The organism is Streptomyces hirsutus, assembly GCF_001418415.1.
GTDB lineage: Bacteria > Actinomycetota > Actinomycetes > Streptomycetales > Streptomycetaceae > Streptomyces > Streptomyces hirsutus.
Map to the genome: position 1 here is coordinate 1 of NZ_LIQT01000309.1, position 2,296 is coordinate 2,296.

Consider the following 2,296-nt stretch of genomic DNA (forward strand, 5'->3'; position numbering starts at 1 on the left):
CCTACGCCGCCGAGATGTTCGACATGCCCGGCGCCTCCGGCTGCTGAGCAACGACAGCGCGGTTGCCTCTCCCCGAACGGGGAGAGGCAACCGCGCTGTCGGCAGTCCGGCTTTAGGAGGTGCGGTGCACCTTGTGCTGTGCCGCCTGCGCTCTGGGCCGCACCACCATCAGGTCGATGTTCACATGTGGCGGCCGGGTTACCGCCCAGGTCACCACGTCGGCGACATCATCGGCGACCAGCGGATCGGGGACGCCGGCGTAGACGGCGTCGGCCTTGTTCAGGTCCCCGCGGTAGCGGTTGAGGGAGAACTCCTCGGTGTGGACCATCCCGGGCGCTATCTCGATCACCCGCAACGGCTCCCCGCACACCTCCAGGCGCAGAGTCTCGGCCAGAACATGCGCCCCGTGCTTGGCGGCGCTGTAACCGCCACCGCCCTCATAGCAGGTGAACGATGCGGTGGAGGAGATGGCCACCACGACACCGTCACCGGAAGCCCGCAGGCTCGGCAGCAGGGCCTGGGTCATCTGCAGCGCCCCGACAACGTTCACTTCGTACATGGACCGCCAGTCGTCGGGATCGGCGTTCTCGACGTATTCCGTCCCGTAAGCACCGCCGGCGTTGTTGACCAGCACGTCACACGACGGCAGCTGGGCCGCGAAGGCGAGCACTGCCTTCCGGTCGGTCACGTCCAACGGGAACACCCTGGCCGACCCGCCCCCGGCGCTGATCTCTTTGGCGACGGCCTCCAGTCGGTCGGTCCGGCGCGCGGTCAGGACAACCTCGAAACTGTCGCGAGCCAGTGCTCGCGCTACTGCCGCGCCGATTCCACTGCTGGCTCCCGTGATGACAGCAGTCCTCGTAGGCCCCGTATCGGTCGTACGCATACCCGTCATGCCTCCCCCAGCCGTTAATTAGATATGCATCGAATCAATCAATCTTGGCAGGAGGTGAAACTGGTGTCAACATAGATGCATGTCGAAGCTAGCGCAGTTGGCGGCCGCCGCCTCCGCTCCACCGTGCTGCCCGTCCCTCACGGACCGGGAGCTGACCGAGGAGGAGGCCGAGATCACGGCGGCCATGTTCAAGGCGCTCGGGGATCCGGTGAGGCTGCGCCTCTTTTCCAAAGTCGCCTCCCATCCGGACCGGGAGGCCTGCGTGTGCGACATCGCCGATGTCGGCGTCTCCCAGCCCACCGTCAGTCACCACCTGAAGAAGCTCCGCGAAGCTGGCCTGCTGTTGTCCGAAAGGCGCGGGACCTGGGTCTACTACCGAGTCGCTCCTGCGGTCCTGGCCGCACTGTCCGGGTTCCTCACCGCCCGCGACTGAGTCGCGCTCGACGCGTGTGTCGCCGTGCCGCGTCGAGCGCGGCTGAGTCCTGCCTTCGCGTGACCTGAACCGCGTTCCATCGCTCGCTTTCGAGTTGGGCTTCACCTGCCCTGCTGTGTGGGCTCGCGACGTGGTGATGCACCCGGATGTCCGGCGGCCCCGACATCGCCATCGGTGGTGCCTCCTTCTGTGGCCCGCTCAGCCTGCCTGGCGGCACTGCGCATACGCCGCACCCGAAGCGGTGCGCCGCGATACGTCTCAAGACCCTTCGGGCAACGACGGCCCTCACTTCCTCGCGGGGAGTCGCCATCGCCGAGTTCAGGGAAGTGGTTGACACCCGCCATGAATCGAAGCCAAGCTAATCCTTGATTCGGCAATGGTCGATATAGGCAAGTCGTGGCAACCTCTTGAGGCGTTTCCACGGCCCTGGGTGTGCCTGGGAGCACCCAGGCACGCGAACCTCCGCACCCACCGATCACCGGCGCGCCGCCAGTCAGGCCCGCGCCTCTCCTCGCCCCCTGTCAGTTCGCGCTGTTTCAGCGTCCTGCGTGAGAGGACTCGCACATGACCAGTACCTTCCTCACCACTGCTCAGGTCCACCCCCACAACATCCTGCGAAGCGACGGCAGCCTTCCGGCCGAGCCCAACATCTTGCTGACCGGTGGCACAGGCATCCGTGAGGACCTGCGGGTGCACCGTGTCGAACGGATGGAAGACCGGGTCAAGCTGCAAGTCGAAAACCGCTACGAGCATTTCGAGGCAACCTCCGAGGTACGGGATGTCGACGGACATTCCCTCCGCGTCTACGACTGGATCTACCGGACCTACATAGCCGAGTAGCAGGTCACCACACCGGCAGCGTGGCGATGAGGACACGGAGCAATCACCAGCCAACGCCGTACCCGTATCGTCCGACGCCCTCCAACGAAAGGTGCCCCACCATGGCACGTGAGTCGGGAAGTGCTCGG

At 65.7% G+C, this 2,296-nt stretch carries 3 protein-coding genes; 2 read left to right on the top strand and 1 reads right to left on the bottom strand.

Annotated elements, in window-relative coordinates; genetic code table 11:
- Positions 1-112: 112 nt before the first annotated feature.
- Complete coding sequence (locus AOK11_RS22700; RefSeq protein WP_055595573.1) at positions 113-886, bottom strand: SDR family oxidoreductase; 774 nt, start codon at positions 884-886, stop codon at positions 113-115.
- Positions 887-974: 88 nt separating this feature from the next.
- Between AOK11_RS22700 and AOK11_RS22705 the strand changes: the two genes are divergently transcribed.
- Both AOK11_RS22705 and AOK11_RS22710 read left to right on the top strand, forming a co-directional pair.
- Positions 975-1,328: an ArsR/SmtB family transcription factor gene (locus AOK11_RS22705; RefSeq protein WP_055595574.1), complete on the top strand. Its 354-nt coding sequence runs from the start codon at positions 975-977 to the stop codon at positions 1,326-1,328.
- 564 nt (positions 1,329-1,892) lie between these two features.
- Positions 1,893-2,168, top strand: a complete 276-nt coding sequence (locus tag AOK11_RS22710; protein WP_055595575.1) for a DUF5988 family protein — start codon at positions 1,893-1,895, stop codon at positions 2,166-2,168.
- The last annotated feature ends 128 nt before the right edge of the window (positions 2,169-2,296 follow it).